Source organism: Microbacterium sp. Leaf151, assembly GCF_001424225.1.
In the GTDB taxonomy this organism is placed as follows: domain Bacteria; phylum Actinomycetota; class Actinomycetes; order Actinomycetales; family Microbacteriaceae; genus Microbacterium.
The window spans coordinates 277,964-304,899 of sequence record NZ_LMOR01000004.1 but is presented as its reverse complement, the minus strand read 5'-3'; the positions used below and the strand labels follow the sequence as shown (position 1 = coordinate 304,899).

The following is a 26,936-nucleotide window of genomic DNA, read 5'->3' as shown; positions in this document are numbered from 1 at the left end:
TCCGTTCGTGATGAATGCGCTCAGCGCACGTCTTCGTCGACCCAGTCCATCGACTTGGTGACGGCCTTCTTCCACAGGCGCAGCTCGCGGTCGCGCTCGGCGGAGTCCATGTCGGGCTCCCAGCGCTTGTCCTCCTGCCAGTTGGCGCGGAGGTCGTCGAGGTTGTCCCAGAAGCCCACGGCGAGACCCGCGGCGTAGGCGGCACCGAGGGCGGTGGTCTCGGCGACGACGGGACGCACGACCGGCACACCGAGGATGTCGGCCTGGAACTGCATGAGCTCGTCGTTGGCGGTCATGCCGCCGTCGACCTTGAGCTCGGTCAGGTCCACGCCCGAGTCGGCGTTGACGGCCTCGAGCACCTCGCGGGTCTGGAAGGCCGTGGCCTCCAGGGCGGCGCGGGCGATGTGGCCCTTGTTGACGAAGCGGGTCATGCCGACGATGGCGCCACGGGCGTCGGGGCGCCAGTACGGCGCGAACAGCCCCGAGAACGCCGGGACGAAGTACACCCCGCCGTTGTCGTCGACGGTGCGGGCCAGGGCCTCCACCTCGGGAGCCGAGGAGATGATGCCGAGCTGATCGCGCAGCCACTGGATGAGCGAGCCGGTGACGGCGATCGATCCCTCGAGTGCGTAGTGCGCGGGCTGGTCCCCGAGCTTGTACCCGAGGGTGGTCAGCAGACCGTTCTTCGAGCGGACGATCTCCTCACCCGTCTGGAAGATGAGGAAGTTGCCGGTGCCGTAGGTGTTCTTGCTCTCGCCCGGATCGTAGGCGGCCTGACCGAAGGTCGCGGCCTGCTGGTCGCCGAGGATGCCGGCGATCGGGGTCTCGCGCAGCAGAGACGACGACTCGACGGCGCCGTACACCTCGGAGGAGGAGCGGATCTCGGGCATCATCGAGCGGGGAACACCGAAGTCCGACAGGATGTCGTCGCGCCACTCGAGGGTCTCGAGGTCCATGAACAGCGTACGGCTGGCGTTGGTGACATCGGTGGCGTGCACGCCACCGTCGGTGCCGCCGGTGAGGTTCCAGAGCACCCAGGTGTCGGTCGTGCCGAAGATGAGGTCTCCGGCCTCGGCCTTGTCGCGTGCGCCGTCGACGTTCTCGAGGATCCAGACGATCTTGGTGCCCGAGAAGTAGGTCGCCAGCGGCAGACCCACGATGCTCTTGTAACGCTCGGGGTCGCCGTCGGCGAGGCGGTCGACGATCGACTGCGTGCGCGTGTCCTGCCAGACGATGGCGTTGTAGACGGGCTTGCCGGTGTTCTTGTCCCAGACCACCGCGGTCTCGCGCTGGTTGGTGATACCCACCGCGGCGATGTCGTGGCGGGTGATGTCGGCGCGGCTGAGGGCCAGGCCGATCACCTCCTGGGTGTTGCGCCAGATCTCGAGCGGGTCGTGTTCGACCCATCCCGCGCGGGGGAAGATCTGCTCGTGCTCCTTCTGCCCGACGGAGACGACGCTCCCGGACTTGTCGAAGATCATCGCGCGCGTCGAGGTCGTGCCCTGGTCGATGGCGAGGACGTAGTCGGCCATGGAGGGACTCCTTTGTCTTGTTTCAGTGGAAGAGGGGGGAAAACGGGTCGGGCGCCGGCGGCGCCCCGGGGATCACGAGCCGAGGCTGAGGAGCACGGGAGCCAGCAGACCCGCGAGCAGACCACCGACGAGGGGACCGGCCACGGGGACCCAGGCGTAGCCCCAGTCGCTGCCGCCCTTGCCCTTGATGGGCAGGATGGCGTGGGCGATGCGGGGTCCGAGGTCACGGGCGGGGTTGATCGCGTAGCCGGTCGGGCCACCCAGCGAGGCGCCGATACCGACGACGAGCAGGGCCACGGGAACGGCTGCGAGACCGCCGATGCCACCCGGGACGCCGATGTCGGCCACGCCGTAGTCGCTGAAGCCGAAGATCACGAACACCAGGACGAAGGTGGCGATGACCTCGGTGAGGAAGTTGAAGCCGTAGGAGCGGATGGCGGGACCGGTGGAGAAGACGCCGAGCTTGGCGGCGGGGTCGGGCTCGTCGTCGAAGTGCTGCTTGTAGGACGCCCAGGCGAGCACGGCACCGATGATGGCACCCACCATCTGCGCGGCGACGGCCACGAGGAATTGCACGAAGGCGATCTTGCCGGCCACCAGAAGGCCGATCGAGACCGCGGGGTTCAGCTGTGCGCCCGAATACGCGGAGACGATGACACCGGCGAAGACCGCCAGACCCCATCCCCAGTTGACCATCAGGGTGCCGCCGGCGTTGCCCTTGGTCTTGGCCAGGGCCACGTTCGCCACGACGCCACAACCCAACAGGATGAGCATCGCGGTGCCGACCACCTCCGAGAGGAAGTACAGCCCCAAGTTCACTTCTAGCATGTCGTCATCGACCTTTCTTCGGTCACCCGGTCAACTTCGGCGCGGGTGATGTTATGCGGCTCAGTGCTCTGAACCTACGACCGGTGTGCGGGCGCGCAACAGACGGCGCGCCCGCACGTTCTCTCAGATTCGAGCGACTCCGGCCTGAGCGAGGTCCACACGGTGGGATGCGCGCAGGATCTCCGTCGTGCGGGAGACCTCCTCGTCGACCCGATCAGCGTCCCAGCCCAACGGAGCGGCGATCGTCTCGGCGACTTCGCGCAGAGTGCGGTCGGTCATGCCGCCGACGAAAGCGAGGTGCGTACGCCGCAGCAGCACGTCGATCAGGTGCACGACCTGCTCGTTCTCGGCGATCCAGGTCAGCTCCTCCCGGTAGTAGCCGGGGGCGTCGGGGACCGGGGTCGGCTCCAAGGGAAGGGCGGCGAGGATCGCGTCCGCGCGCGTGCCGTAGCGCTCGAGCATCGCCTCGACGAGGTCGGCGCTGTGCGCATTCGTGCGCGCCGAGACCCAACGACGACGCTGCTCGGGGGTGGCGGGGTATCCGGCGCCGCCGCCGATGGACAGCCCCTGGGTGCTGACCCGGTGCGGACGACGCAGCTTCTGCAGCGTCTTCATGCTCAGGTGCTCGGCGAGGGCGCGGAACGTCGTCCACTTACCGCCGACGAGACTCAGGGCGGGGACACCGGCGATCTCGTCCTCGACGATCCGGTAGTCGCGCGACACGAAGCCGGGTGCGGTGTCGTCGTGGCGGGGGAGGGGACGGATGCCGGAGAACGTGTAGACGATCTGCGAGCGGTCCACCCCGACGTTCGGGAAGACATGTCCGATGAGGTCGAAGAAGTAGGCGATCTCGTCGTCGGTGCACACGACCGGCTTCGACGGGTCGGCGTCGATGTCGGTGGTGCCGACGAGCACGCGGCCCTTGAGGGGGTAGATGAGCACGATGCGGCCGTCGGAGTGCTCGAAGAAGATCTCGCGTCCACCGGTGGCTGCGAGCAGCTCGGGGTTGTCGAGGACGATGTGCGAGCCCTTGGTGCCGCCCATGAACGTCGTGGTGAGCCCCATTGCCGCGTTGGCGAGGTCGGTCCAGGGGCCGGCCGTGTTGAGCACGACCTTGGCTTTGACGCTGAACTCCTCGCCCGAGATCTCGTCGCGGACGCGGACGCCGTCGGCGTCGGCACCGACGGCCGAGACGTAGTTGACCGCCTGCGTGCGACCGCCGCCGGCCTCGATGCCATCGCGCAGCACATCGAGGGCGATGCGTTCCGGGTCGTGCATGGAGGCGTCGAAGTAGGTCGCGGTGTAGGCGAGGTCGGAGTTGAGCTGGGGGAGCTCGGCGAGCGACTTCTTCTTACCGAGGAACTTGTGCCGGGGGACCGAGCCGCCGTCGCGCGAGAAGGTGTCGTACATGATCAGGCCGACCTTGATCAGCAGAGCGCCGCGCTCGTTGGGCTTGCCGCGGCCGTGCGTGACGAGCAAGCGGAAGGGGGCCGAGAGGATGCCGGAGAACGTCTTGTAGATCGGGATCGTCGTCTCGAGCGGCTTGACGTAGTGGGGAGCGGTCTTGAGCAGGTCGTTGCGCTCGGTCACCGCTTCTTTCACGAGACGGAACTCGCCGTTCTCGAGGTAGCGGATGCCGCCGTGCACCATGTGGCTCGACGCGGACGACGCTCCCGAGACGAAGTCGCCGCGTTCGACGAGGGCGACCCGCACACCCTGCAGGGCGAGGTCGCGGAGAGTGGCGAGGCCGTTGATGCCCCCGCCGATGATCAGGACGTCGAGGCCTTCGGCGTCACGGAGCGCCTGAACGTCGGCGCGGAGCGGAGTTGCGGGGGACGACATGTCGACTGCGACCTTTCGTTGGGGTACCCGATGAGGATGCGCCTGTGTGCACGTTGTTGCAAGCCCCTTGAACAAACGTGCAGAATGGGCTCCGTGATAGCGAGAAGACCGTGACGACGCAGGCCGAGGAGCGCTCCCGCGACGCGCTGCGCGCGGCGCAGCTGTACTACATGCAGGACCTCACGATGGATGCCATCGCGCACGAGATGCGCGTCTCGCGCTCGTCGGTCTCGCGTCTGCTTCAGCACGCCCGCGACGTGGGACTCGTCACCATCTCGATCAGCCCACCCGACGACGCACGGGGGCAGATGGCGCAGCGCATCGCCGACCGGTTCGGAATCACCGCGCACGTCGTGCCCACGCCCGCACGGACCTCCGAGGCGGAGCGCCTCGAGCGGACCGCGCTGACCGCGGCGCGCATCCTCGCCGAGCGCGTCGAGTCATCCATGACCGTCGGGGTGGCCTGGGGGTCGACGCTGTCGGCCGTGGCCCGCCATGTCCCGCTCAAAGACGTGCACGACACCCACATCGTGCAGATGAACGGAGCCGCGAACGTCCGCACCTCCGGCATCCCGTACGCGGGGGAGATCCTGTCGAGGTTCGGCGCGGCGTGGTCGTCATCGGTGCACCAATTCCCGGTGCCGGCGCTGTTCGACGACCCGCGCACCAAGCACGCCATGTGGCGCGAGCGCTCGGTGCGATCGGTGCTGGAGATCCAGCAGCGGGTGGGGTTGTTCGTCTTCGGTCTCGGCTCGCCTCACGCCGACGTCCCGTCGCACGTCTACAGCGGCGACTACTTCGACGAGCGCGACCGTGCGGTGATCGAGCGCGAGGGAGTCGTCGGCGACTGCGCGACGGTGTTCTACCGTGCGGACGGGTCGAGCGACATCCCGGAGCTGAACGCCCGCTCCAGCGGACCCGACCTCGACACCGTCCGCCGCATCCCCCGGCGGTTCTGCGTCGTGTCGAGCCTGTCGAAGCTCGACGGTCTGCGCGGAGCGCTCGCCGCGGGACTGATCACCGAACTCGTCGTCGAGGAGGCGCTCGCTCGCCGCCTGCTCAGCGTCACCCGTTGAGCACTCCCCGGCCGTCGGATGCGCGGGTCAGCGTTCGCCGAAACCGTCGTCGATGAGCGCGCGGAGCTCGACGAGCGCGGGGTGGGCCTGCGGCCCCGTCGCGCTCACACGCACGCGCGATCCGCGACGCACCCCCAGCGCCATGAGCGCCAGCAGGCTGCGCGCCGACACCTCTTCGCCGCCCGCGTCGAGGTCGACGATGCGGATGTCGGCGTCGTACCGCGACGCGGCTTTGACGAAGGTCGCGGGGACCGCTGGCGCCGCCGACCGAAGAGACCAGAGTCATGCCGACGGTCTTGAACAGCTCGGAGGCGCTCGCCGGCGTCTCATCGAGCCTGGCCACCACCGCGTCGAGGCCGCGCGCCATGTTGGAGCCGTGGTCGGCGTCGCCGATCTCCGAGTCCAGGCGCGTCAGCTCGTCTTTGTGTTGCTGCACGGCGTCGCGGAACGCGCGCACCCATGCGACGAGGTCGTCGGTCGAGACGGCGCCGCTCATGCGCCCCACCGCAGTCCGGGGGTGACGACGGGCGCGTCCCACAGCCTCAGCATCTCGTCATCGGCCTTGACGACGGTGAGCGAGGCGCCGGCCATGTCGAGGCTCGTGATGTAGTCGCCGACGAGCACCCGGTTCACCTCGACGCCGTACTCCGCCAGCAGCGGTGCGATCTCGCCGTACAGCAGGTACTGCTCGATCAGCGGCGTCCCGCCCAGGCCCGACAGCAGCACGATCGCCGGGCCCACCGGCTCGCCGAAGTCGTGCACGATGGGATCGACCATCAGCCTCGCGATCTCGTGAGCGGACGCCATTTTCACCCGCGAGCGACCGGGTTCGCCGTGGATGCCGACCCCGACCTCCATCTCATCGTCGGGGAGCTCGAAGGTGGGGCGGCCCGCGGCGGGGACGGTGCAACTGGTCAGTGCCACGCCCATCGATCGGCCCGCGGCCGACACGCGCCGCGCGAGCTCGGCGACGGCGGCGAGGTCGGCCCCCTCCTCCGCCAGCGCACCGACGATCTTCTCGAGGACGACCGTTGTGCCGGTGCCGCGGCGACCGGCGGTCCAGGTGGAGTCCGTGACGGCGACGTCGTCGGCGACCACGACCGACTCGACCTGCACGCCCTCGGCGGCGGCGAGTTCGGCGGCCATCTCGAAGTTCAGCACGTCGCCGGTGTAGTTCTTCACGATGTGCAGCACCCCGGCCCCGGAATTCACCGCCTGCGTCGCCGCGAGCACCTGATCGGGCGTCGGAGACGTGAAAACCTCACCGGCGGCGGCGGCATCGAGCATGCCCCGCCCCACGAACCCGCCGTGCAGCGGCTCGTGTCCGGAGCCCCCACCCGACACCAGCGCGACCTTCCCCGCTCGCGTCGGCTCCGCGCGCGAGATGACGCGGTTCTCGGCATCCACCTTCAGCTCGGGGTGGGCGGCTTCGATTCCCCGTAGGGCCTCGGCCAGCACGTTGCCCGGGTCGTTCACGAACTTCTTCACGGTGCCTCCTCGTCGTGGCGTCGACGGCGCGAGCCGTCGCACACCCGACGATGCTCGTCGGCCGCCGTCGCGTCAAGGGTGCGGAGGGCGAGGTCAGAGGCGTTCGTGCGGGAGGACCTGCTTGATGCGCTCGATCGGATTCTGCGCGGGAGCCTCGTTGTAGGCGCCCGCGAGTTCCTGCTCGCTGAGAGCGTGGATCGCGGCCATGATCTCGTCGGTCGCTCCGCGGCGGGCGCGTCCCGACGACGCGGGGCCGTGAGGTGACAGATCGAGCGGCGAGCCGAAGCGCACCGTGATGCGCGGCTTCGTGCTCGGGAACTTCGCGCCGACGGGCATGACCGCGTCGGTGCCGATGAGACCCACGGGCACGACGGGCGCGCCGGTCTGCAGCGCCAGGAAGGCGACGCCGGTGCGGCCCTTGTACAGCCGACCGTCGAGCGAGCGCGTGCCTTCGGGGTACAACGCCACCGCGCGGCCGTCTTCGAGCAGGGCCCGCTGCTGATCGAGGGCCTCGAGGGCTTTCTGGCCCGCTCCGCGTTCGACGCCGATGGCCCCGATCGCGGTGAAGAACTGTCGCGACGCCCACTTCTCGAAGTACGCCGCCTTCGCCATGAAGTGCACCGGCCGGGGGGCGGCCACCGGGATCGCGATGGAGTCGATGAACGACAGGTGGTTGCTGGCGAAGATGACGGGACCGGTGCGCGGGACGTTCTCACGGCCCTCCACACGGGGTCGGTAGACGGCGCGGGCCAGCGGCGCGATGAGGGAGCGCCCGAGGAGGTAGGTGGCGCCCATCTGCTGCGGCCGTGCTGCGGGGGGTTCGGCGGGCAGGTCGGAACTCACCCGACGAGATTACTCGCCGCCGCATACCCGCGCGCGCATGAGGACTCCCGAGCGCGATAGCCGCGCGCGCACGAGGACTCCCAGGCGCGACCAAGCGGAATGCGCCAAGATGGAATCTTCCCCGCTCCCTTCGAGAGGTCTCCCGTGCGCTTCCGCCCGTTCGCTTCCCTGTCCGTCGCCGCCGCCGCGGCGTTGCTGCTGGCGGGGTGCGCCGGTTCACCCGACCAGGCGCAGAGCCCGGATGCCACGACCGGGACGGCCGACGCCGGGCAGTGCCAGGCCCCCCTCGCCGAAGCCCCCGCACCCGAGGGACTCACGGTCGCGGGCGACTTCCAATCGAAGGTCGACGTGACCCTTCCCGACGCCTACGCCCCCGCGGAGCTGCAGCGCACCACCCTGATCGAGGGGTCCGGCGAGCAGGTGCAGGCGGGCGATGTGCTCAAGGCCAACTTCACGCTGGTGGACGCTGCGAGCGGCGCCGTTCAGCTGCAGTCGATCGAGTCGGCGCCCGACGGCATGGACACACTCATCTCGTCGCAGCAGATCTTCGGCGCCTCGCTCCAGTGCGCGACGATCGGCTCGCGAACCGTGTCGTCTTTCCCTGCGGGAGCCCTCGGTGAAGGCTCGCCCGCTTTCGTTCTCATCGCGGACGCGATCGAAGAGCTGCCCACGCGCGCCGAAGGCGCCGAAGTCGCCCCCGTCGAGGGCTTGCCGACCGTGACCTTGGCCGACGACGGTGCACCCACGATCACCGTCCCCGGCACGCCCGCGCCCGCCGAGACGCGCATCGAGAACCTGCGGAAGGGCTCCGGCGACGTGGTCAACCCCGGCGACACGGTCATCGTGCAGTACACCGGCGTCCTCTACGACGGCGGCACCGTCTTCGACTCCAGCTGGGACCGGGGCGAGCCGGCGCAGTTCGCGACGACGGGCGTGGTGCCCGGGTTCAAGAAGGCGCTCGAAGGGCAGACGGTCGGCTCCCAGGTCGTCGCGGTGATCCCCGCCGTCGACGGCTACGGCGACCAGGCGTCGGGCTCGATCCCGGCGAACTCCGCGCTCGTCTTCGTCGTGGACATCCTCGGCGTACAGCACGCCACCGAAGCCGCTCAGTAGGCTGACGGCATGCGTCGCGTCCTCATCCTCGGTTCCACCGGCTCGATCGGGACGCAGGCACTCGACGTCATCCGCGCCAATCCCGACCGCTTCGACGTGGTGGGGTTGGCCGCGGGGAGCGACCGCGCCGGCGTCGAGGCCCAGGCCGACGCTTTCGGCGTCGAGCACATCGCGCTGGGCGCCGTCGAGGCGGAGCAGCTGGTTCGCGACGTCGAGGCAGACGTGGTGCTCAATGGCATCACCGGCTCCGTGGGACTCGGACCCACGATCGCCGCGCTCGAAGAGGGGCGCACGCTCGCCCTCGCCAACAAGGAGTCATTGATCGTCGGCGGCGACCTCGTCACGGCGCTCGCCGCTCCGGGCCAGATCGTGCCCGTCGACTCCGAGCACTCCGCCATCGCGCAGGCGCTGCGTTCGGGGGAGCAGCACGAGGTGCGCCGGTTGGTGCTGACGGCATCCGGCGGTCCCTTCCGCGGTCGTTCGCGAGAACAGCTCGTCGACGTCACCCCCGCTCAGGCGCTCGCCCACCCGACGTGGGACATGGGTCGCGTCGTCACGACCAACTCGGCGACGCTCGTGAACAAGGGCCTCGAGGTCATCGAGGCGCACCTGCTGTTCGACGTCGCCTACGACCGCATCGACGTCACGGTGCACCCGCAGTCGATCGTGCACTCGATGGTCGAGTTCGTCGACGGGTCGACCATCGCGCAGGCCTCGCCGCCCGACATGCGCCTGCCCATCTCGCTCGGCCTCGACTGGCCGCACCGCATCGGGGGCGTCGGCGCCCCGCTCGACTGGACGCGCGCGTCGCAGTGGACGTTCGAGCCGCTCGACGAGGAGGCCTTCGGCTCGGTCGCCCTGGCCAAACGTGTCGGGCGCGCGGGAGCGACGTTCCCGGCGGTCTTCAACGCCGCCAACGAGCAGGCCGTCGATGCGTTCCACGAGGGGCGCCTCGGCTTCCTCGACATCGTCGAGCTCATCGAACGGGTCGTGGAACGGCACGAGGCGCCGGCGGCTCTCACGCGTGAGTCCCTCGCCGAGGCCGAGGCGTGGGCGCGCCGCACGGCTGACGAGATCATCGCCGCGCGTTGACCCGGCGACCGGATGCCACGGTGGCTTCGACGGGCTCAACCACCTCGCGGGAGCTGACGGCCTCGAGGAGACCCCTGCGCCTGCCGAAGGGACCGGATGCGCGTCGGAATGCGGGTCCGCCTCACGCGGGGAAGTCGACCGGGCGCTCGGGGTCGGACGACGGGGTGCTGTCGGCGGGGTAGGGCACCGGCCACTGCGGGTCGGGCACGGGCCAGCCGGCCGCGCGCAGCGCACGACGTGAGAGCTCCCGCGCCGAGTACGGGGTGCGCACCCCGCGGATGTCGCGGTAGTCCTGGTGGCCGGGACCTGCCCACAGGATCGCATCGCCCGGGCCCACGCGCTTCACCGCCTCGAGGATCGCGCGCTCCGGCGGCGTGAACGCGAGGATCTCGGCGTCGGGGCGTGCGCGGCGCGCACCCTCGACGAGCACCGCGCGGATGGCATCCGGATCCTCCCGCCGGGGGTGGTGGTCGGTGATGATGAGGATGTCGCTGCCGAGCACCGCGGTGCGGCCCATGTCGTGGCGCTTGGTGGCGTCGCGATCGCCGTCGGCGCCGAAGACCATGACCACCGAGCCGGGGGTCACCCGGCGGACGGCCGCGAGCGTCTTCTCGAACGCGTCGGGGGAGTGGCCGAAGTCGACGTAGACCGCCGGTCCTTCGGCTCCGGACACGAGCTGCGTGCGTCCGGGGAGCGAGGCGTCGATGCGGCCACCGTCGAGCGTCTGCACGAGGCGCTCCCAGGCGTACCCGGTCTCGAGCAGCATGACGATCGCGAGACCCGCGTTGGCGGCCATGTGCCGACCGATGACCGGCACCACGGTCGTCAGACGGCGGCCGTCGCGCGCGCGAAGCGTGAACTCGGTGCCCTCCTGGCGCTCATCGACGATGTCGACCGTCCAGTCGGCGTCGACCGCCGGGTCTTCGGCGATCGCCGGGGTGATGATCGTGACGACCGGGATCTCGGCCCGCGCGGCGATCTCGGCGCCCGCCGAGGAGTCGAGGCAGACCACGCCCCGGCGCGAACGATCCGAACGGAACAGCGGCAGCTTCGCCTCGAAGTACTCGCTCATGTCGGCGTAGTCGTCGAGATGGTCGTGGGTGAGGTTGGTGAAACCCGCGACGTCGAACACGAGCCCGTCGACGCGGTGGCGGGTGAGTGCCTGCGCGCTCACCTCGACTGCGACGGCCTCGACGCCGCGCTCGCGCATGAGGGCGAGGAGGGCGTGGAACTCGGATGCCTCGGGCGTGGTCAGGCGCGAGACGATGACCTCGCCGGCGATGTGGCGCTCGGCCGTCGACGACAGGCCCGTGACGACGCCGAGCTGGCCGAGGATCCCCTCGAGCAGGTGCGACACGCTCGTCTTGCCGTTGGTGCCGGTCGTGGCCAGCAACTGCGGCAGGTCGTCGCCGGCGCCGGTGCCGTACACCCACGCCGACAGGTTGCCCAGCAGCGCCCGGGGGTCATCGACGACGACGATCGGAAGACCGGCGGATGCGGCGATGTCGGCGCCGTCGGCGTCGGTGATGACGGCTACCGCACCGCGTTCGGCGGCCGTCGCGGCGAAATCGGCGCCGTGACGATTGACGCCGCGGATGGCGACGAAAGCCTCGCCCGCGCGCAGATCGGCGGTGGCGAGGGTGATGCCGGTCAGGGTGGTGCCCTCGACGTCACCGACGCTGCGTACGCCGAAGCGTCGGGCGAGTTCCGCGAGGTCGCGGTGGGGCGGTCGCTCCGGCCGGAGCACGGGCGGGAGGTTCGAGGGCGCGTCGGTCGGCATCCCGTCCATTGTCTCATCCGGCGCCGCACAGACACCGCATCGCCGTCGCACGGGCGGTTCAAAGCCGAGCGGAGGTATGGTCACCGGGTGACCGCGATCGCCTTCCTCATCGGCGTGCTCGTGCTCGTGATCGGCCTGGCCGTCTCGATCGCCCTGCACGAGGTCGGGCATCTGCTGCCCGCCAAGCTCTTCGGCGTGCGCGTCGGCCAGTACATGATCGGGTTCGGCCCCACCCTGTGGTCGAAGCGCGTGGGCGAGACCGAGTACGGATTCAAGCTCCTGCCGCTCGGTGGGTTCATCTCGATGGCGGGCATGTATCCACCCGCCCCCGAGGGGGAGGAGCCGACGAGACGTCGCTCCCGCTTCTTCGCCACGATGGTGCAGGACGCACGCGACGCCAACGCCGAGACCCTGGTCGCCGCCGACGATCGCGTCTTCTACAAGCTGCCGGTGTGGAAGCGCGTCGTCGTCATGCTCGGCGGCCCGGTCATGAACCTGCTGCTCGCCTTCGTGCTCTCGGCCGTCGCCGTCAGCGGCATCGGCATCGCGACCACCACCACGACCGTCGCATCGGTGTCGCAGTGCGTCATCCCCGCGAGCGAGGACCGCACCGATTGCACCTCGGCCGACCCGGTCGCACCCGCGGCCGCCGCCGGCATCCAACCGGGTGACGTCGTCGTGTCGGTCGACGGTCGAGCGGTGTCGACGTTCGCCGAGGCGGCCGCCATCATCCAGGATGCACCCGGTCAGGCGCTTCCCGTCGTGATCGAGCGCGACGGTGCCACGCAGACGGTCACCGTCACCCCCGAGCGCACCGACCGCGCCGTCACCGACGCGCAGGGACAACCGGTGAGGGATGCCGCCGGAGCGATCGAGTACGAGAGCGTCGGTTTCGCGGGGCTCCGCGCTCAGCAGGCTCTCGTGCCCCAGCCGATCTGGGTGGGTCCCGAGGCGACGATCCAGCAGGTGGGCGCCGTCGCGCAGATCATGACGCAGCTGCCGGTGCGCATCTACGACACCGCCGCCGACCTCGTCACCGGTCAGCCGCGCGACCCGAATGGACCGCTCAGCGTCGTGGGTGCCGGCCGTCTCGCGGGCGAGTACGCCGCTGTCGACGCGCCGATCCTCGCGCGGGTTCAATCGATCATCGGCCTGCTGGCGGCTTTGAACATCGCGCTCTTCGTCTTCAACCTCATCCCCCTGCTCCCGCTGGACGGCGGGCACGTCGTGGTCGCTCTGTGGGACGGCCTCAAGCGCTGGATCGCGCGTCTGCGCGGGAAGGTCGCGCGGCCGGTGGATGCCACCAGGCTCGTGCCCGTGACCTTCGTCGTCGTCGTGCTGCTCATCGGCATGGGCGGCGTGCTGTTCCTCGCCGACGTCTTCAACCCGGTGCAGTTGCTCTAGCGTGCGGGTCGAGGCGGCGTCGACGACGCGCAGCCATCCCGATTCGGGGCTTCGTCGGGCGTGTCGCCCCCGTCTCGCGGCAGGCTCGACGGGGCTCAGCCACCTCGCCGTCGCCGGGTCGAAGGGCCGCGCGTCGTCAGAGGGCGTGGGCGATGAGGCGCTCCAACGTGCGCATGCCGTCGCGCGACAGGATCGACTCGAGGTGTCCCTGCACGCTGGCGAACTCGCGCCCCCGCATCGCGTAGACGTCACCTGTCTCGGGGTCGGCCGCGACTTCGGCGGGGAGATCGAGCGTGAGCGTCTCGGGGTCGAGGGCGAGGGGGCGCGGTGACTCCGCTCCCGACGTCTCCGCGTTCGCCGTCACGCCTCCGAACCAGACGCCGCGCTCGGTCGTCCCGGGCGCAACGCGCGCGGTGAAGGTGTTGTAGAACCCGATCGACGCATCCTCGCCGAACAGGTCGACGCTCTTCTGCAGACCCTGGTGCGGCTGCGCGAGCGGCTCGAGGTCGATGCCGAGTTGGTCGGCGAGGATCTGGTGGCTCAGGCACACGGCGAGCAGCGGAGAACGGCTGTGCAGGCGGCGCGAGACGACACGGCGCATCGCGCTCATGCGCGGGCTGTCGTCGCGCGGGTCGCCGGGACCGGGGCCCGAGACGACGAGATCGGCGGCGTCGATCTCGGCATCCGTCACCTCCGACCAGTGCACGATGCGGGTGTCGAGGCCGAGGTGGCGAAGCTGGTGCGCGAGCATCGTGGTGAAACGGTCCTCGGCATCCACGACGAGAGCCGTGCGGCCGGCGAAGGGTCCGGAGCCGTCGGGGTCCTGCGGGTTCATCCAGAACGGCGCGAGGCGGTCGTTGCGCGATGCCAGCAGCTCGGTGATCGCGGGGTCTTCTCCCAGCGGGCGGCGCGGCGCGACGGGGGCGTCGGGGTCGGCGTCGGCGGGCGCCGCGGGGACGACCGGCGCGCTGTCGCGCGGGATCGCCCCGATCGCGCCGAGCACACCCGCGGCCTTGCCGTGGGTTTCGCCCACCTCGCCGTACGGGTCGGAGTGTCGCACGAGTGTCGCGCCGACCGGCACACGCAGGCGTCCGTCGACGAGATACGCGGTGCGGATGAGGATCGGCGCGTCGAGGTCGTGCGTGGGCCCCTCGATCGCACCGTTCGGGGTGAACAGCGCCGCGACACCGGAGTAGTAGCCACGCGGCGTGGACTCGTGGCGGGCGATGACCGTGCACGCGTTCTTCATCGGGGAGCCGGTGACGGTGGGCGCGAACATCGTCTCGCGCAGGATGTCACGGGGGTCGAGATCGCTGCGCCCGCGCAGCATGTACTCGGTGTGCGTGAGACGCGACATCTCCTTGAGGTGCGGACCGGTGATGCGCCCGCCGTCGCTGCAGACGGCGCTCATCATCTTCAGCTCCTCGTCGACGACCATGAAGAGCTCCTCGGTCTCCTTGGTCGAGCGCAGGAATTCCGCCAGCGTGTCGGCCGTCGCCCCACCCGCGGGGTGACGGAACGTGCCCGAGATGGGGTTCATCGTGACGATGCCGTCCCGGGCGCTGACGTGCGCCTCGGGGCTCGCTCCGACCGCGATATGCCCGTCGGTGACCACGGCGAAGGTCCAGTAGGCGCCCTTCTCGTGCTCGAGCAGCGCACGGAACCACGTCAGCGCGGCGATGCGCGGGTCGACGTCGACCCCGGCGACGAAATCGCGGCGGATGACGAAGTTCGCGCCCTCGCCGCGACCGATCTCCTCGGCGATGACGCGACGGACGATGTCGGCGTACTCCTCGTCGGCGATGTCGAAACCGGCTCCGGTCAAGGGGACGGGGGAGGAAGGGAGGGATGCCATGGCCTCGGCGCGCGGGACGGCGACGCGCTCGTCGATGACGAGGCAGCGCAACGGCGCGGCGTCGTCGTGGCAGACGAAGCCGCGCTCGCGCACCTGGCGGTACGGCACGAGGGCGAGGACCTCGCGCGCGGCGCCTTCGGCATCCGTCAGGGGGATGTCGGCGAGCAGTTCGACGTCGACGACGTCACCGGTGAGTACCTCGACGGTCGCGCCATCGCGGGCGATCAGCGCGAAGGGCGCGGTGCCGCCGGCGAGGTCGCGGAGCAGGGAGGAGGGGTCGGGCCCGGTCATCGAGAATCTTTCCGTCTGTGAGGGAGGGTCCAAAGCGGCCGCCGAAAACGCGAAGACCGCCCGGGTTCCCCAGGGGGAGGGCGGTCTGTTGCATGCGTGCGCACCGCCTAGACGGTGGGCCACCAGGGTGTGTACGCGCGCATGGCGCCGAACCTACCACAGGGCGTCTTCAGCCCCCGTCCGGGGCCTGAGGCGTAGGCTGATCGGCGTGCCTGCAGTGAACATCGGGATGCCCCGCGTGCCGGAGGTCCTCGCGCCTCGTCGGAAGACTCGTCAGATCAAGGTCGGCAAGGTGCTCGTCGGCGGTAACGCGCCGGTCAGCGTGCAGTCCATGTGCACGACCCCGACCACCAACATCAACGCCACGCTGCAGCAGATCGCCGAGCTCACGGCATCCGGTTGCGAGATCGTGCGCGTGGCCGTGCCGTCGCAGGACGACGCGGATGTGCTGCACATCATCGCGAAGAAGAGCCAGATCCCGGTCATCGCCGACATCCACTTCCAGCCCAAGTACGTCTTCCAGGCGATCGACGCCGGCTGCGGCGCGGTACGCGTGAACCCGGGCAACATCCGCAAGTTCGACGACCAGGTCGGCGCGATCGCCGCCGCTGCCAAGGCCGCCGGCGTGTCGCTGCGTATCGGCGTGAACGCCGGTTCCCTCGACCGGCGTCTGCTGGAGAAGTACGGCAAGGCCACGCCCGAGGCGCTCGTCGAGAGCGCCGTGTGGGAGGCCTCGCTGTTCGAAGAGCACGACTTCCACGACTTCAAGATCTCGGTGAAGCACAACGACCCCATCGTCATGGTGAAGGCGTATCGCATGCTGTCCGAGCGCGGCGACTGGCCGCTCCACCTCGGTGTGACCGAGGCGGGTCCGGCGTTCCAGGGCACGATCAAGAGCGCCACGGCGTTCGGCATCCTGCTGTCGGAGGGCATCGGCGACACGATCCGCGTCTCGCTCTCGGCCCCGCCCGCCGAAGAGGTCAAGGTCGGCCACCAGATCCTGCAGTCGCTGAACCTCCGCGAGCGCAAGCTCGAGATCGTCTCGTGCCCCTCGTGCGGCCGTGCGCAGGTCGACGTCTACACGCTCGCCGACGATGTCACCGAGGGTCTGAAAGACCTGACCGTGCCGCTGCGCGTGGCCGTGATGGGCTGCGTCGTCAACGGGCCCGGAGAAGCGCGCGACGCCGACCTGGGCGTGGCATCCGGCAACGGCAAGGGTCAGATCTTCGTCAAGGGACAGGTCGTCAAGACCGTGCCCGAGGCCGAGATCGTGCAGACGCTCATCGAAGAGGCGAACCGTCTCGCCGACGAGATGGGCCCCGACGCCACACCCGGCACCGCGCAGGTCGTCACGGCCTGAGTCGGCTGTCACCCGGCCGCCGCGCGCAACGGCGTCGGCGGCGCGGAGCGGGGTTCCGCTAGCGTCGGGATCCTCATGACCGAGACACCCGCCGCCTCCCTCACCCGCCCGCTCATCGCCGGGGTCGTCACCGCCCTCGTCGGCTTCACCAGCACCTTCGCGGTCGTGCTGACGGGCCTTCGGGCCGTGGGCGCCACCCCTGAGCAGGCGGCGAGCGGCCTGCTGGCCATCACGCTCGTCGTCGGGATCGGCTGCATCCTGCTCGCCGGGCGCTATCGCATCCCGATCACCGTCGCGTGGTCGACGCCCGGCGTCGCTCTGCTGGCGGCGACGGGCTCGGTCGACGGGGGCTGGCCGGCGGTCGTGGGCGGATTCCTCGTGTCGGCGGCGCTGATCCTCTGCACCGCGCTGTTCCCCCCGCTGGGGGCCCTGATCGCCCGCATTCCCCCCTCGATCGCGCAGGCGATGCTGGCCGGCGTGCTGCTGCCGCTGTGCGTGGCGCCGTTCGTCGGCGTGGTGGACGACCCGTGGGGCGTCGCGCCGGTGCTGATCGTCTGGCTCGTGGCATCCCGTCTCTTGCCGCGCTGGGCGGTCCCGCTGGCCTTCGTCGCGGCGATCGCCGTCGTCGCCGTCGAACTCGCCCGCACCGGCGTCGAAATGGATGCCGCGACCCTGCTGCCCCGGCTGGAGCTCACGCCGCCCACCCTCACCGTGGGCTCGGTCGTGGGTATCGCCCTGCCGCTGTTCGTGGTGACGATGGCGTCGCAGAACGTGCCGGGCGTCGCCGTCATGCGCAGCCTCGGGTACACGATCCCGTGGCGTCCGGCCATGCTCGTGACCGGACTCGGATCGGCCGCCGCCGCAGGCTTCGGCGGGCACGCGATGAACCTCGGGGCGATCAGCGCGGCGATCGCCGCGGGACCGGATTCCCATCCCGACCCGAAGCGCCGGTGGGTCGCGGGCGTCTCCGCGGGCGGCACCTATCTGGTGCTCGGCGCACTGTCGGCGGCGTTCGCGGCGATCGTGCTGCTGGCCCCCGCCGGCGTCATCCCCGCCGTCGCGGGCGTCGCGCTGTTCGGCGCGTTCGGTTCGGCGGTGCAGCAGGCCATCGACGACCCGGGCGAGCGGGTGCCCGCGGTGGTGACGTTCCTCGTCGCGGCATCCGGGATCGCGGTGTTCGGGGTGAGCGCCGCCTTCTGGGCGCTCGTGGCGGGTCTCGTGGTGCGTACCGTGCTGCACGTGGGAAAGCGCGCGGGCTGAGGCTGCCCCATCGTTCTCGCGCAGGGCGGCGGAGCGTGCGCGCTGAGACTGCCCGATCGTTCCCGTGCGGGGCGGTGGGTAGGAGGCTCGCAGGTCGGTCCGGCCGTTCGCACGCGGGGCGACGGTGAGCCTGGGGACTGAGCCCGGCTCGCCTCAGTGCAGGGCGCCCGCGGGGATCGAGAGGTCGTCGGCAACCTCGACACAGGTGCGCACCGCGATCTCAAGCGCCCGCGCGATGTCGGCGAGGGGAAGCGCGGGGGCGCCTTCGAGGGCCTCTTCACGGGCGTACGGCACATGCACGAACCCTGCCCGAACACCGGGCGCGGCGGCATCCAGTGCGGTGAACATCACGTGATTGCAGACGAACGTGCCGGCGGAATGCGAGACGGCGGACGGGATGCCGGCGGCGGCCACGGCCGCCGCGATGGCCTTGACGGGGATCGTCGCGAAGTAGGCCGCAGGGCCGCCGGGCACCACCGCCAGGTCGACGGGCTGCGCGCCGTCGTTGTCGGGGATCCGCGCATCGGCGAGGTTGACGGCCACCCGTTCGGGGGTGACCTGGCTCCGGCCGCCGGCGAGCCCCGTCGCGACGACGATGTCGGGGCGGTGCACGGCGATGAGCGCGCGCAGGCGCGTCGACGCCGCGTCGAAAGCGACCGGCAGCACGTCGACGACCAACCGCTCCGGCCCGCGCCAGCCCGCGGCGACCGTGTTCACCGCGTCGCCGGACGGATTCGTGGCATCGCCCGCGAACGGCTCGAACCCGGTGAGCAGGATCGTGGTCATCGCTCCAGGCTATGTCGCGGTCCCGCAGTCGGGTCGGTCGGCGTCGGAGCGCGTGGTGAGACGGGGGCGCCGCCGCGGGTCCTCCGCCCTCCGCGGGGGTGACGCCGGGCGTGCCGGGGGTTGCTGCGGCCATGGTCGCCGCGCTGTTGTCGTTTCGTTATCGGGTGGGGGAACCGATGCCCGTCTGGCGGACACTTCTGAGTGTGGATGATGACGACGCCGGGCTCTGGACCCGGGTGCGCCAAGGCGACGAGGTCGCGCTCGCCGCGCTGTTCGATCGGCACGAGGCGCGTCTGTTCCGGCATGCGTCGCGGTTGCTGACGCACCGGGAGGATGCGAAGGATGCCGTGACGGTGGCGTTCTTCGAGCTGTGGCGCAAGCGCGTCACGGTGCGTCTGGTGGATGGGTCGCCGTTGCCGTGGCTGCTGACGACGGTGGCGCATTGCGCTCGGAACCTGGAGCGTTCGAGTCGGCGGTATCGGGCGCTGCTCGACCGGGCGCCGGTGGCGGAGGCGGTGCCGTCCGCGGGGCACGACGACAGTGGCGTGCTGTCGGCGTTGAAGCGTCTGCCCGAACGGGAGCAGGCGGTCGTGGTGCTGTCGGTGCTGGAGGGGTACGCCGAGCGCGAGGTGGCGGAGGCCCTGGGAATTCCTGCCGGGACCGTGAAGTCGCGGTTGGCCCGCGCGAAAGCGAAACTGCGCGATGAGCTCGCGCTGGAAGGGGTTCGGGCATGAACGACGAACTGACGCCCTCCGAGCGTTCGGCTCTGCGCGCTCAGATCTTGGGTGGTGCGCGCGGGATCAAGCCGGTCGGCGCGCACCGGAACGCGGTGATCGCGGGATCCATCGCCGCGGTGCTCGTGGTCGCCATCGCCGGGGGAGTGGCCGCGACGTCGACGCTCAGCGCCCCGGAGATCGCGGCGACGCCCACTCCGACGGAAACTGCCACGTCGCCCCCCGCGCCGACTTCCGCCCCGAGCCCTACACCGACCGCGACCCCGACCTCGGTGAGCCGGGTGACGCAACCTGCGCCGCGGTTCGCATTCGCGTGCGACGACGTTGCACAAACGGTGCGCGGCTACTTCGGTGGGGAGGTCGTCGAGACGGTCGACACCCGGCCAAGTCCCCGGGGCAACTCTTGGACGAGGGGACCGATGCAGTACTCGTTCGCGCAGGCCGGCGCCGTGTATTGCGAGTTCGGCGATCCGGAAGCAACATGGCTGACGGTCGCGGTGGTTCCCGACGCGGAGGGCGCGATCGAGGACCGCGACTCGTTGAGCGGGGGCGAGTGCGACCCCGAGAACCCGCCCTGCGAGCTCGTGGCGGGCAGCTACATCCTCGTTGAGGGCGCGTACGCCGGTGCGGAACGGGAAGACGCGGTGCCCGCTCTCGACGCGGCCTATGACTCGATGCGGGATCTCGTCCTGGCCTCGCCGCCCTCGCCGTCTGTGTGGGCGCCACCCGCGGGGACGACTCCGCTGACGGGCGACTGCGCGACCTTCCTGCCGGCGGAGCGGCTCAGCTTGCTGTTGGGCCAGGACGGGATGATCATCGAGCCCGTCGGACGGGGAGGGTGGAGCCTCCAGTCTTGGATGATGTCCGGTTACTGGGATGCGCCGTTCTGCACGGCCCACCAGAGCGGGGTCAACCAATACGAGGACCCCCTGCTCATGTCGATCATCTGGCTGCCCGGCGGCGAGTGGGCGTTCGACGGGGGTGCCCCTGGCCAACCGCTCGCGGTGACGGGTGGGCAGCAGACGGACGCTGCGCGACTGAGCTGCCAGCAGGTTGAGTACGGAGCGTCGTGCAGCGTCGACGTCCTCGTCGACGGAAATTGGGTCCGCATCGGGCTCCCCTTCAGCTCGGACGAATCCGGGACGGGGGTTCTCGCGGCCCAGATCGCGGAGACCGTCTTCGCACAGGTTTACGGCTGAGTGTCGCGGGGAGGTACGCCGGCTATCGCGTAGGCGGGCCCGCCCGCGGCATCCCGCACCCGGCGCCTCCTCCCGTGCGCCTTAGACTCGACTCTCGTGGTCACCCGTCTGTCGAACTACTTCCTCCGCACGCTCCGCGAAGATCCCTCGGATGCCGAGGTCACGAGTCACCGTCTGCTCGTGCGCGCCGGCTACATCCGCCGAAACGCCCCGGGCATCTTCGCATGGCTGCCGCTGGGCCTGAAGGTCAAGGCCAAGATCGAGACGGTCGTGCGCGAAGAGATGGCGAATGCCGGGGCCTTCGAGGTGCATTTCCCGGCGCTCCTTCCCCGTGAACCGTACGAGGTCACGGGCCGCTGGGAGGAGTACGGCGATGCGCTGTTCCGCCTGCAGGACCGAAAGGGCGCCGACTACCTGCTCGCGCCGACGCACGAAGAGATGTTCACCCTGCTGGTGAAGGACCTCTACTCGTCGTACAAAGACCTGCCGCTGACGCTCTACCAGATCCAGGACAAGTACCGCGATGAGGCGCGACCCCGCGCCGGACTCCTGCGCGGCCGCGAGTTCACGATGAAAGACGCCTATTCGTTCGACGCGACGGATGCCGGGCTCGACGCCTCGTACCAGGCGCAGCGCGACGCCTACGAGCGCATCTTCACCCGCCTCGGTCTCGAATACGTCATCGTCGCCGCCGACGCGGGCGCGATGGGCGGCTCGAAGTCGGAGGAGTTCCTGCACCCGACCCCCATCGGCGAAGACACCTTCGTGCGCTCCGCCGGCGGCTACGCGGCCAACGTCGAGGCGTTCACGACCGTCGCCCCCGAGGCGCTGCCCATCGATGGACAGCCGGATGCCGAGATCTTCGACTCGCCGAACACCCCGACGATCGCGACCCTCGTCGATCACTCGAACGCCCACCTCGACGCGCCCGCCGCCGGTATCGCCGGCCCGGCGACCGACGGGGTCACCGAGTGGACCGCCGCCCACACGCTGAAGAACGTCGTGATGGCCCTCACCCACCTCGACGGCACGCGCGAGCTCGTCGTCGTGGGTCTTCCCGGCGACCGCGACGTCGACGACAAGCGCGTCGAGGTCGCCTTCGCACCCGCCGAGGTCGAAGCCGCCACCGAGGCCGACTTCGCGAAGCACCCCCTGCTGGTCAAGGGCTACATCGGCCCCTGGTCGCCGACGGGCGCCGTGCTGGGCGAGGAGTCGGCCACGAAGATCCGCTACGTGCTCGACCCCCGCGTCGTCGACGGCACCGCGTGGATCACCGGCGCGAACATCGACCAGAAGCACGTGCACTCCCTCGTCGCCGGCCGGGACTTCGTCGGCGACGGCTTCGTCGAGGTCGCCACCGTCCGACCCGGCGATCCGGCTCCCGACGGCTCCGGCCCGGTGGAATTGGCGCGTGGCATGGAGATCGGTCACGTGTTCCAGCTCGGCCGCAAGTACGCCGAAGCGCTCGGGTTGAAGGTGCTCGACGAGAACGGCAAGCTCGCCACCGTCACGATGGGCTCGTACGGCATCGGCGTCACCCGCATCCTCGCGATCATCGCCGAGCGCAACAACGACGCCAAGGGCCTCATCTGGCCCGAGTCGGTCGCCCCGTTCGACGTGCACGTCGTGGCCACCGGTCGTGACGCGGTCGCGTTCGAGCTCGCGGCATCCGTCTCGGATCAGCTCGAGGCCGCCGGCCTCGACGTGCTCTACGACGACCGCCCCAAGGTCTCGCCGGGTGTCAAGTTCGGCGACGCCGAGCTCGTCGGCATCCCGCGCATCCTCATCGTCGGTCGCGGCGCCGCCGAGGGCCAGGTCGAGCTCTGGGACCGCCGCACGGGCGAGCGCGAGACCGTCCCGGTCGCCGACGCGGTGGCTGCGCTCACGCGCTGAGGCTCTTGCGGAACGGCATCCCCAGCGGACGACAGGGGGATGCCGTTCCGCCTTTCCCCGGCGTGAGCGCCGGTAGCGTGGATGCCATGATCGCCGCCCCCCGCCTGTCGCTGTCCGACGGCTCCACGATCCCGCAGCTCGGTATCGGCACCTACAAGGTGCCCGCCGACGTCACCGCCGACCTGGTCGAGGGGGCGCTCGCCGCAGGCTATCGGCACGTCGACACCGCCGCCCTCTACGGCAACGAGACCGAGGTCGGGGAGGGGCTGCGCGCTTCGGGCCTCGACCGCGACGACGTGTTCGTCACCACCAAGGTGTGGAACGACGACCAGGGCTTCGACGAGACGCTGCGCGCGTTCGACGCGAGCAGCGCGCGCCTGGGCCTCGACCGGGTCGACCTGTACCTCATCCACTGGCCCATCCCCAGTGCCGACCGGTACGTCGACACGTGGCGCGCTCTGCTGCGGTTGCAGCAGGAAGGGCGGGCGACCTCGATCGGCGTCAGCAACTTCTCGATCGCGCACCTCGAGCGCCTCCGCACCGAGACCGGTGTGCTGCCGGCGGTCAACCAGGTGGAGCTGCACCCGCGCTTCCCGCAGGACGCGCTCGTCGACTGGGACACCGCGAACGGCATCGTCACCGAGTCGTGGGCACCGCTGGCGCGCGGCGGACTGCTCGACGAGCCCGTGCTCGCGCGGATCGCCGAGCGCTACGGCAAGACCCCGGCGCAGGTCGTGGTGCGCTGGCACCTCGACCGGGGGTTGGTGGTGTTCCCCAAGTCGGTGTCGCTCGAGCGCATCCGCGAGAACGGCGACGTGTTCGACTTCGCCCTCGCCGCCGACGATCACGCCGCGATCGCCGGGCTCGACACGGGCGAGCGCACCGGACGAGACCCCGCTCTCGACTGAGTCCGCCGCGCACGACGCGGCCGAACGTCCGTGCCCACGGGTACCGACCGTCATCCGCGAACGAGACTCCGACGGGTTGCTCGAGCGCTACGCGTCCAACCGTGCATAGCGCGCACGGAAGACAGTGAACACGCCGTACCCGAGGAATCCGAGCCCCACGAGCAGAGCGAGGAACGGACCCGCGGGCAGCGCGATCAGCGCGGATACGGCTCCGTCGAGGCCGCCGGCGGTGTCGGGTTCGATTCGTACGGCGGCGATGACCAGCAGGACGCCCACGACGACGAGCGCCACGCCCTTCGCGAGGAAGCCCACCACCCCCAGTGCGCTGAGCACGTGACCTCCCACGCCGTCGGGCAGCCGCACTTTGCTGTGGAACGAGCGCCGAAGGCCCATCCACCCGAACCCGATGCCCACGCCCGCCACAGCCAGTCCCACCGTCCCCAGGATGAACCCGCCGATCGGGAGGGTGAGCGCGACCTCGCTGGCGTCCTCCGCCGCCTGCTCCGCGTGGGGGCGGGCGCCGAGGGCGACGGACGCCGAGATCACACCGATCACGATGAAGACGACGCCCTGCGGCGCCTCGGCGGCGACCCATGCGAGGCGCTTCCACCCGGAGAGGCCGCGTGGGGCGACGGCCTGCAGCAGGTGCCAACATCCCAGGGCCACGAGGCCCAGGGCCAGCGCCCCGAGCGCCACCGCCCCGAGCGGCAGGGCCGCCACGGCGCGGAAGGCGCCCGTCTGATCCGTGTCTTCCGCCGCGCCGAAACCCACGGCGAGCACGAGCCCGCCGATGAGCAGATGCAGGATGCCGTTGGCGACGTAGCCCGCGCGGGCGGCGACGCGGAAGGCGGTGTTGGCCTCGGCGTCACGCGCGACGGAGCGGGCGGAGGAGGGCACCCCGGAACCGTACGGCCTCGTGCCGCACCGCGCCACTCGCTTGCGCTCGGGGGACGGGCCCCCATGGGGAGGAGGGTGAGAGCACCTGTGGGGTTCCTTCAAGGAATGCGGCGAATGGGTGAAGATCGTGTGTCGTTCCCGTTCCGCCTTGGCGCCGCGGCGCGCGACTCATTACGGTCGGATGGTGCCCGAGAACACCTCTGAGCTGCGCCCCACCCACCCGCTGGCCATCGCGCCCGTCGTCGCCCCCGCGGCATCCGTCGACGGGTTCGCGAAACAGTTCCTCCAGAACCTGAACTTCGATCAGGGTGTCACGCTGTCGGCCTCCGACGTCAACGACCAGTACCTCGCGCTCGCGTACACGGTGCGCGACTACCTCATGGCGCGGTGGTTCGACGATCGGGCGCAGCAGAAGGCCCAGCAGAACAAGACCGTCTGCTACCTCTCGGCGGAGTACCTGCTGGGCCGCCAGCTCGACAACAACCTGCTCGCCTCGCGCTTGACCGACATCGCTACCGAGGCGCTCGCGCAGTGCGGTATCGACATCGACGACCTGCGCCAGGTCGAGATCGAGCCCGGTCTCGGCAACGGCGGTCTCGGACGCTTGGCCGCCTGCTTCATCGACTCGCTCGCGACCATGAGCGTGCCGACGATCGGTTACGGCATCCGCTACGAGTACGGCATCTTCCGTCAGGCCTTCGCCGACGGTCAGCAGATCGAGCAGCCCGACGCGTGGCTGCGCATGGGCTCGCCGTGGGACTTCGCCCACCCCGAGGCGGCGCAGACCATCTCGTTCGCCGGCACCACCGAGACCTACGACGACGACGGGGTCGAGCGCACCCGCTGGGTCCCCGAGTGGAACGTCCTCGCGGTGCCGTACAACATGATGGTGCCCGGCTACCACAACGGACGCGTCAACACCCTGCGCCTGTGGCGCGCGGTGGCCACCAACGCCTTCGACCTGCACACCTTCAACTCCGGTGACTACGTGCAGTCGGTGCGCGCGCAGACCTTCGCCGAGAACATCTCCAAGGTGCTCTACCCCGAGGACTCCACCCCCCAGGGCAAAGAGCTCCGTCTCCAGCAGCAGTACTTCTTCGTCGCCGCCTCGATCGCCGACTTCATCGGGAACGTGCTGCCCGACGACTTCGACATCGAGAAGCTGCCCGAGCGCGTCATCTTCCAGCTCAACGACACCCACCCCGTCATCGGCGTCCCCGAGCTCATGCGCGTCCTGGTCGACGAGAAGAAGCTCGAATGGGATGCCGCGTGGGCCATCACGCAGAAGTGCTTCGCGTACACGTGCCACACGTTGCTGCCCGAGGCGCTCGAAGTCTGGTCGGTCGACCTGCTGGGGCGTCTGCTGCCGCGGCACCTGGAGATCATCTACCGCATCAACGACGAGTTCCTCCTCGAGGTGCGCGAGCGTTTCGGCGACGACGAGATGCTCATCCGCAACATGTCGATCATCGGCGAGCACCCCTCCCGCTCCGTGCGGATGGCGTACCTCGCCACGGTCGCCGGTTCCAAGGTCAACGGTGTCGCCGAGCTCCACTCCCAGCTGCTGCGCGACAACGTGCTCAAGGACTTCGCCGAGATGTGGCCGGATAAGTTCACCAACGTCACCAACGGCGTCACGCCCCGCCGGTTCCTGCGTTTGGCCAACCCCGAGCTGTCCGACCTCATCACCGAGGCCCTCGGCGCGGGCTGGACCGTCGACCTCGAGCGGCTCCGGGGCCTGGAGGCCCTCGCCGACGACGACGACTTCCGCGAGCGCTTCGCGGCGGTGAAGGCCTCGAACAAGCGCCGCCTGAGCCGCGTGCTGGAGGCGCGGGGGGAAGCCCCGCTCGACGACGGTCACATGCTCGACGTGATGATCAAGCGCCTGCACGAATACAAGCGCCAGACGCTGAAGGTGCTGCACATCGTCAGCACCTACGAGGGCATCGTGTCGGGCCGTCTCGACGTGGATGCCGTGCAGCCGCGCACGTTCCTCTTCGGCGCCAAGGCCGCCCCCGGTTACGGCATGGCCAAGCGCATCATCCACCTGATCAACGCCGTCGGCGAGGTCGTGAGCACCGACGAACGCGTCAAGGGCAAGCTCAAGGTGCTCTACCCCGCCAACTACAACGTCACCCTCGCTGAGCGCATCATCCCGGCCGCCGACCTGTCGGAGCAGATCTCGCTCGCCGGCAAGGAGGCGTCGGGCACGGGAAACATGAAGCTGGCGCTGAACGGTGCCCTCACCATCGGCACCGACGACGGCGCGAACGTCGAGATCCGCAAGCTCGTCGGCGACGACAACTTCTTCCTGTTCGGTATGAGCGAACCCGAGGTCGAGGCGCTGTGGACCGAGGGCTACCGCCCCGCCGACTTCTACCAGGAAGACGACGAACTCCGTCGCGCCATCGATCTGATCGCATCCGGAGCGTTCTCCGACGGAGACCGTTCGATCTTCGAGCCGCTCGTGTCGAACCTGCTCTACGACGACCGCTTCATGGCGCTCGCCGACTTCCGGTCGTACCTCGACGCGCAGGGTCGCGTCGATGCCGCGTACGCCGACCAGGATGCCTGGGTGCGCTCGGCCATTCTCAACGTCGCGCGGAGCGGCTACTTCTCGTCCGATCGCGCCATGCGCGATTACCTCGACCGCATCTGGCACGCCACGCCGATCAGCTGACGTGCTCCGGATGCCGCGGCCTGAGGGTCGCGGCATCCGGTCTCTTCTGACACGAGGGCAGCATGCCGGGGCCTC

20 protein-coding genes and 2 pseudogenes are annotated in these 26,936 nt (G+C 70.1%); 11 read left to right on the top strand and 11 right to left on the bottom strand.

Annotated elements, in window-relative coordinates; all coding sequences use genetic code 11:
- Positions 1-20: 20 nt before the first annotated feature.
- From glpK to ASF76_RS12165, 3 genes are all read right to left on the bottom strand, one after another.
- The gene (glpK, locus tag ASF76_RS12175) at positions 21-1,532 is read right to left on the bottom strand and encodes a glycerol kinase GlpK (protein ID WP_055958061.1); all 1,512 of its coding nucleotides are present in this window, start codon (positions 1,530-1,532) and stop codon (positions 21-23) included.
- Between the two features lie 72 nt (positions 1,533-1,604).
- Positions 1,605-2,360, bottom strand: coding sequence for an MIP/aquaporin family protein (locus ASF76_RS12170; protein WP_055958057.1), 756 nt, complete (start codon positions 2,358-2,360; stop codon positions 1,605-1,607).
- Positions 2,361-2,483: 123 nt separating this feature from the next.
- Positions 2,484-4,202, bottom strand: coding sequence for a glycerol-3-phosphate dehydrogenase/oxidase (locus ASF76_RS12165; RefSeq protein ID WP_055958054.1), 1,719 nt, complete (start codon positions 4,200-4,202; stop codon positions 2,484-2,486).
- Between the two features lie 110 nt (positions 4,203-4,312).
- On the opposite strand from ASF76_RS12165, the gene ASF76_RS12160 reads away from it, so the two are divergent.
- Complete coding sequence (locus tag ASF76_RS12160) at positions 4,313-5,278, top strand: sugar-binding transcriptional regulator (protein ID WP_055958051.1); 966 nt, start codon at positions 4,313-4,315, stop codon at positions 5,276-5,278.
- A 27-nt stretch (positions 5,279-5,305) separates the two neighbouring features.
- Here the strand turns inward: ASF76_RS12160 and ASF76_RS16815 are convergent.
- The 4 genes and pseudogenes from ASF76_RS16815 to ASF76_RS12145 all read right to left on the bottom strand — a co-directional run.
- Positions 5,306-5,512, bottom strand: a pseudogene (locus ASF76_RS16815) (HPr family phosphocarrier protein); the annotation flags it as partial.
- A gap of 73 nt (positions 5,513-5,585) precedes the next feature.
- A pseudogene (locus tag ASF76_RS17515) lies at positions 5,586-5,645 on the bottom strand (hypothetical protein); the annotation flags it as partial.
- A gap of 125 nt (positions 5,646-5,770) precedes the next feature.
- Positions 5,771-6,766 carry a dihydroxyacetone kinase subunit DhaK gene (gene dhaK / locus ASF76_RS12150; protein WP_055958043.1) on the bottom strand — a complete coding sequence of 332 codons (996 nt, stop codon included), beginning with the start codon at positions 6,764-6,766 and terminating at the stop codon, positions 5,771-5,773.
- A gap of 93 nt (positions 6,767-6,859) precedes the next feature.
- Positions 6,860-7,609, bottom strand: a complete 750-nt coding sequence (locus tag ASF76_RS12145; protein ID WP_055958040.1) for a lysophospholipid acyltransferase family protein — start codon at positions 7,607-7,609, stop codon at positions 6,860-6,862.
- Positions 7,610-7,708: 99 nt separating this feature from the next.
- Between ASF76_RS12145 and ASF76_RS12140 the strand changes: the two genes are divergently transcribed.
- Entirely contained in the window at positions 7,709-8,722 is a 1,014-nt protein-coding gene (locus tag ASF76_RS12140; protein ID WP_082485038.1) for an FKBP-type peptidyl-prolyl cis-trans isomerase, read from the top strand.
- Positions 8,723-8,731: 9 nt separating this feature from the next.
- Positions 8,732-9,814, top strand: coding sequence for a 1-deoxy-D-xylulose-5-phosphate reductoisomerase (gene dxr, locus ASF76_RS12135; protein WP_055958034.1), 1,083 nt, complete (start codon positions 8,732-8,734; stop codon positions 9,812-9,814).
- Between the two features lie 121 nt (positions 9,815-9,935).
- Here dxr and ASF76_RS12130 read toward each other — a convergent pair whose 3' ends face one another.
- The gene (locus ASF76_RS12130) at positions 9,936-11,594 is read right to left on the bottom strand and encodes a Mur ligase family protein (protein ID WP_055960036.1); all 1,659 of its coding nucleotides are present in this window, start codon (positions 11,592-11,594) and stop codon (positions 9,936-9,938) included.
- Between the two features lie 87 nt (positions 11,595-11,681).
- Between ASF76_RS12130 and ASF76_RS12125 the strand changes: the two genes are divergently transcribed.
- Positions 11,682-12,998, top strand: coding sequence for a M50 family metallopeptidase (locus ASF76_RS12125; RefSeq protein WP_055958033.1), 1,317 nt, complete (start codon positions 11,682-11,684; stop codon positions 12,996-12,998).
- Positions 12,999-13,134: 136 nt separating this feature from the next.
- Here the strand turns inward: ASF76_RS12125 and ASF76_RS12120 are convergent, their stop codons facing one another.
- Complete coding sequence (locus ASF76_RS12120; protein ID WP_055958030.1) at positions 13,135-15,144, bottom strand: anthranilate synthase family protein; 2,010 nt, start codon at positions 15,142-15,144, stop codon at positions 13,135-13,137.
- 208 nt (positions 15,145-15,352) lie between these two features.
- On the opposite strand from ASF76_RS12120, the gene ispG reads away from it, so the two are divergent.
- Positions 15,353-16,504, top strand: a complete 1,152-nt coding sequence (gene ispG / locus ASF76_RS12115; RefSeq protein ID WP_200936131.1) for a flavodoxin-dependent (E)-4-hydroxy-3-methylbut-2-enyl-diphosphate synthase — start codon at positions 15,353-15,355, stop codon at positions 16,502-16,504.
- A 75-nt stretch (positions 16,505-16,579) separates the two neighbouring features.
- Positions 16,580-17,764: a benzoate/H(+) symporter BenE family transporter gene (locus ASF76_RS12110; protein ID WP_055958027.1), complete on the top strand. Its 1,185-nt coding sequence runs from the start codon at positions 16,580-16,582 to the stop codon at positions 17,762-17,764.
- A gap of 153 nt (positions 17,765-17,917) precedes the next feature.
- On the opposite strand, the gene pcp is transcribed toward ASF76_RS12110, so the two are convergent.
- A complete protein-coding gene (gene pcp, locus ASF76_RS12105) occupies positions 17,918-18,550 on the bottom strand; it encodes a pyroglutamyl-peptidase I (RefSeq protein ID WP_200936130.1) in 633 nt (210 codons plus the stop codon).
- A gap of 131 nt (positions 18,551-18,681) precedes the next feature.
- On the opposite strand from pcp, the gene ASF76_RS12100 reads away from it, so the two are divergent.
- The 4 genes from ASF76_RS12100 (at position 18,682) to ASF76_RS12085 (ending at position 23,284) form a co-directional block, all read left to right on the top strand.
- Positions 18,682-19,284 carry an RNA polymerase sigma factor gene (locus ASF76_RS12100; RefSeq protein WP_082485037.1) on the top strand — a complete coding sequence of 201 codons (603 nt, stop codon included), beginning with the start codon at positions 18,682-18,684 and terminating at the stop codon, positions 19,282-19,284.
- On the top strand, positions 19,281-20,483 hold the full coding sequence (locus tag ASF76_RS17105) for a hypothetical protein (RefSeq protein WP_156459244.1): 1,203 nt from the start codon (positions 19,281-19,283) through the stop codon (positions 20,481-20,483). The genes ASF76_RS12100 and ASF76_RS17105 overlap by 4 nt, the downstream gene beginning before the upstream one ends.
- Positions 20,484-20,579: 96 nt before the next feature.
- Complete coding sequence (locus ASF76_RS12090; RefSeq protein ID WP_055958018.1) at positions 20,580-22,376, top strand: proline--tRNA ligase; 1,797 nt, start codon at positions 20,580-20,582, stop codon at positions 22,374-22,376.
- Between the two features lie 86 nt (positions 22,377-22,462).
- A complete protein-coding gene (locus ASF76_RS12085) occupies positions 22,463-23,284 on the top strand; it encodes an aldo/keto reductase (protein ID WP_055958015.1) in 822 nt (273 codons plus the stop codon).
- Between the two features lie 87 nt (positions 23,285-23,371).
- Here ASF76_RS12085 and ASF76_RS12080 read toward each other — a convergent pair whose 3' ends face one another.
- Positions 23,372-24,181: a DUF1206 domain-containing protein gene (locus tag ASF76_RS12080; RefSeq protein ID WP_055958012.1), complete on the bottom strand. Its 810-nt coding sequence runs from the start codon at positions 24,179-24,181 to the stop codon at positions 23,372-23,374.
- Positions 24,182-24,365: 184 nt separating this feature from the next.
- On the opposite strand from ASF76_RS12080, the gene ASF76_RS12075 reads away from it, so the two are divergent.
- Positions 24,366-26,861 (top strand): glycogen/starch/alpha-glucan phosphorylase, encoded by a 2,496-nt coding sequence (locus tag ASF76_RS12075; protein WP_235561297.1) that lies wholly within the window; start codon positions 24,366-24,368, stop codon positions 26,859-26,861.
- Positions 26,862-26,936 lie beyond the last annotated feature (75 nt).

Bases quoted from the DNA above. Each gene is read 5' to 3' on its own strand.
- glpK (WP_055958061.1), bottom strand. From the start codon at position 1,532: ATGGCCGACTACGTCCTCGCCATCGACCAGGGCACGACCTCGACGCGC.
- ASF76_RS12170 (WP_055958057.1), bottom strand. From the start codon at position 2,360: ATGCTAGAAGTGAACTTGGGGCTGTACTTCCTCTCGGAGGTGGTCGGC.
- ASF76_RS12165 (WP_055958054.1), bottom strand. From the start codon at position 4,202: ATGTCGTCCCCCGCAACTCCGCTCCGCGCCGACGTTCAGGCGCTCCGT.
- ASF76_RS12140 (WP_082485038.1), top strand. From the start codon at position 7,709: ATGCGCCAAGATGGAATCTTCCCCGCTCCCTTCGAGAGGTCTCCCGTG.
- dxr (WP_055958034.1), top strand. From the start codon at position 8,732: ATGCGTCGCGTCCTCATCCTCGGTTCCACCGGCTCGATCGGGACGCAG.
- ASF76_RS12130 (WP_055960036.1), bottom strand. From the start codon at position 11,594: ATGCCGACCGACGCGCCCTCGAACCTCCCGCCCGTGCTCCGGCCGGAG.
- ASF76_RS12120 (WP_055958030.1), bottom strand. From the start codon at position 15,144: ATGACCGGGCCCGACCCCTCCTCCCTGCTCCGCGACCTCGCCGGCGGC.
- ASF76_RS12110 (WP_055958027.1), top strand. From the start codon at position 16,580: ATGACCGAGACACCCGCCGCCTCCCTCACCCGCCCGCTCATCGCCGGG.
- pcp (WP_200936130.1), bottom strand. From the start codon at position 18,550: ATGACCACGATCCTGCTCACCGGGTTCGAGCCGTTCGCGGGCGATGCC.
- ASF76_RS12100 (WP_082485037.1), top strand. From the start codon at position 18,682: ATGGTCGCCGCGCTGTTGTCGTTTCGTTATCGGGTGGGGGAACCGATG.
- ASF76_RS17105 (WP_156459244.1), top strand. From the start codon at position 19,281: ATGAACGACGAACTGACGCCCTCCGAGCGTTCGGCTCTGCGCGCTCAG.
- ASF76_RS12085 (WP_055958015.1), top strand. From the start codon at position 22,463: ATGATCGCCGCCCCCCGCCTGTCGCTGTCCGACGGCTCCACGATCCCG.